At 27.7% G+C, this 3,148-nt stretch carries 2 protein-coding genes and 1 pseudogene; 1 reads left to right on the forward strand and 2 read right to left on the reverse strand.

The features are described from left to right. Positions 1-180 precede the first annotated feature (180 nt). Together VLM92_RS07390 and VLM92_RS07395 are read right to left on the reverse strand one after the other, a co-directional pair. A pseudogene (locus tag VLM92_RS07390) lies at positions 181-1,185 on the reverse strand (permease). A gap of 127 nt (positions 1,186-1,312) precedes the next feature. Further along, the gene (locus tag VLM92_RS07395; RefSeq protein WP_325275696.1) at positions 1,313-1,594 is read right to left on the reverse strand and encodes a metalloregulator ArsR/SmtB family transcription factor; all 282 of its coding nucleotides are present in this window, start codon (positions 1,592-1,594) and stop codon (positions 1,313-1,315) included. Between the two features lie 257 nt (positions 1,595-1,851). Here VLM92_RS07395 and VLM92_RS07400 point away from each other — a divergent pair. Further along, a partial coding sequence (locus VLM92_RS07400; RefSeq protein WP_325275697.1) for a sugar ABC transporter substrate-binding protein occupies positions 1,852-3,148 on the forward strand: 1,297 nt, incomplete at its 3' end.

The raw sequence follows: 3,148 nt of genomic DNA on the forward strand, positions 1-3,148 counted from the left end.
TGAGTTTTCAGATATATATGAATAATAGTTGATCAAAGAGATTGAAAGAATATGAATAATACTTAGACATGTTAGATAAATAGATAGTGTTACAATAACAAAACTCCAACAAATATAAAAACCTAAAATTAGCACAAAAATATAATATAGGAGGTTTTTATATGTTGGAGTTTAACAATTTTATACTAATAAAAAGCTAATTGCATTAAATACATATCCAGTTATAATAATTCCAGAAACTACGATACCTACAAATATAACTAGTAATTTAGGTTTCACAACCTTACTTAACATTATCATAGATGGAAGAGATAATGCAGTAACACTCATCATAAATGCAAGGATAGTACCAATAGGAACACCTGATAAGAATAGAGCTTCAGCTATAGGAATAGTACCAAATATATCAGCATACATAGGAACACCTATAAAAGTAGCAATTAAAACTGCAAATGGATTATTATTACCAAGTATTTTTAGTATAATATCTTGTGGTATCCAGTTGTGTATTAATGCACCGATACCAACACCTATAAGTACATACTTATAAACATTTTTTACTATAATCTTAGTATCGGTCCAAGCATAATCTAATCTTTGTTTTTGATCAAAATCTTCAGATTCACCATAAAGATCTTTAGTTTTTTCAGTATATGTTTGAATCTGATCTTCCATATTAAGTTTGCTTATTAACGTTCCGCCACCTATGGCAATTATAAGTCCTAGTACAACATAAATCACAGATACCTTCATACCAAAGAAAGAAGCCAATAATAAAAGTGAGGCTATATCAACCATTGGAGAAGATATTAAAAATGAAAAAGTAATCCCTAAATGCAGACCTGCATTTGTAAATCCTATAAATATAGGAATACTAGAACATGATCAGAAAGGTGTTACAGTTCCAAGTAGTGCAGATACAGTATTACCGACTATACCTTTGAAATTAGTAAGCATCTTTTTAGTTTTGTTTGGTGGAAAATAACTTTGAATATAAGATATACCAAATATTAACACTGATAAAAGTATGAATATTTTTATAGTATCATAGATAAAAAATTGGATACTTCCCCCAAGTCTAGAAGTAACATCTAAATTTAATACATTTTCTACGAATGATGTAATTAAATTAGATAGCCACTTCATGCCTAAAATTTGACTCGTAAAAAAATCAAATATACCCATAGACTCATCCTCCTAAATATAACATCAAAATTTATTGATGTATTGATTAAATAATAAAGATGCTTTAGCATCTTTACAATATATTATACATCAAAAAAAGTTGATTTGACACTGTTTTTTGAAATTTTTATAAAAATAGTTTATTTATAGCATCTAAAGTTAAAACACTTTCTAAAATATCTTTATTTATAGAATAAAAATTCCATTTACCTTTAGGAATTTTAGTAATTAAATTAGCAGAAAGTAAAAGTTTTAAATGATATGATAGTTTAGATTGAGATAAATTAGCTATATTAGTTAATTCACATACACAAATACTTTCAGCAGTACTTATTTTCTTTAAAATTTCTATTCTAATAGGGTCAGATAATGCCTTGAAAATTAAGTTTAAATCTATATTGTTGTTCATTATATTACCTCCAAGCTTATATATAAATATTATAACAAATTTTTCAAAATACATAATAATAAATCCTTAATAATATATTAAAATTTTTTTAAAACAACTGATTATAGCACAAATAGAAAATAGTTATACTATTATAGAAAAAAAATATATTAAGACATATAGTTATAAAAATTACCAATTTGATAGCATATACTTGCTATGCTAAAATTATGTTGAAGTTATAAAAAAGGGATAGAAATATGGGGGGAAAACAAGAAATGAAGAAAAAATTAAGAAAATTAACAGCATTGGCATTGAGTACATTTCTTTTAACTACGGGTTGTTCAGCAACGAATGATTCAGACTCAAAAGACGAAAAAACAGCTAAGGAAGTAAAAGGAGAGATAACATTTTCTACATGGGGGTCATTAGAAGAAAAGAAAGTAAATGAAGAAATAATAAAATTATTTGAAGAGAAACATCCAGGAACAAAGGTTAATTTAACTTATATTCCAGAAGAATATACGACAAAAATAGATACAATGTTTATGGGTAAACAAGCACCAGATGTTATATATGGTCATCCTAAATATTTTACAAATTGGGCAGATAAAGGGCTTTTAATGGATTTGACTGAAAAATTCAAAGAAAACCCTGAACTAATGGACAAAGATAAGTATAGTATTAATTTATATGATGCATTTAAGTATGATGGTAAAAATATAGCAACAGTTAATGGTGCAGATACAATGGTTATATACTATAATAAAGATTTATTTGATAAAGCTGGAGTAGAATACCCTAGTGAAAATTGGACATGGGATGATTTTAGGGAAGCAGCTAAGAAATTAACTATAATAGGCGAAGATGGAAAGCCAAAACAATATGGAGTGTCTATAAATAGCTCATACCAAATGGCAGAAACTTTTATGTTTGCAAATGGTGGAGAGTGGTTTGATGATATGAATAATCCTAAAGAAGTGAGATTTAATTCGCCAGAAAATATAGAAGCTCTTACTATTATGCAAGACTTAATATTCAAAGATAAGGGAGCTCCAACAAGCGCAGATGAAAAAGTTTTAGGTGGTGGATTTGATGCCGGTAAAATTGCCATGACAATAGATGGTGTTTGGTCTGTAGTATATAGAAAAAACATAGAAGATTTTGGATGGGGAATAGCTGAAGTTCCAACAACTCCTGAAAGAGAAAAGAAAATACCAGCATTATATGCAGGATATGCAATTTCTAAAGATACTAAAAATCCAGAATTAGCATGGGAATTTGCTGAATTTATGCAAAGTGATGAGGCTCAAAAATTATTAGCAGGGTCTGGATTAATTACTGTTATAAATAAGAAAATAGCAAATTCTGATGAGGCATTAAATTTCAAAGGTGCTCCAGATAATCATATTGTCAGAGTTACAACGTTAGAAAAATCTATACATAATGATGCTATTTTAGTTGATTGGGATGAAATATTAACAAAAGTTTTCACACCAAACATGGATTTATTAATTACAAATAAACAAACACCAAAAGAAACAGCAAAGAAAATACAAGAAGGATTAGAACAAT

The organism is Romboutsia sp., assembly GCF_035470145.1.
GTDB lineage: Bacteria > Bacillota > Clostridia > Peptostreptococcales > Peptostreptococcaceae > Romboutsia_D.

Bases quoted from the DNA above. Each gene is read 5' to 3' on its own strand.
- VLM92_RS07395 (WP_325275696.1), bottom strand. From the start codon at position 1,594: ATGAACAACAATATAGATTTAAACTTAATTTTCAAGGCATTATCTGAC.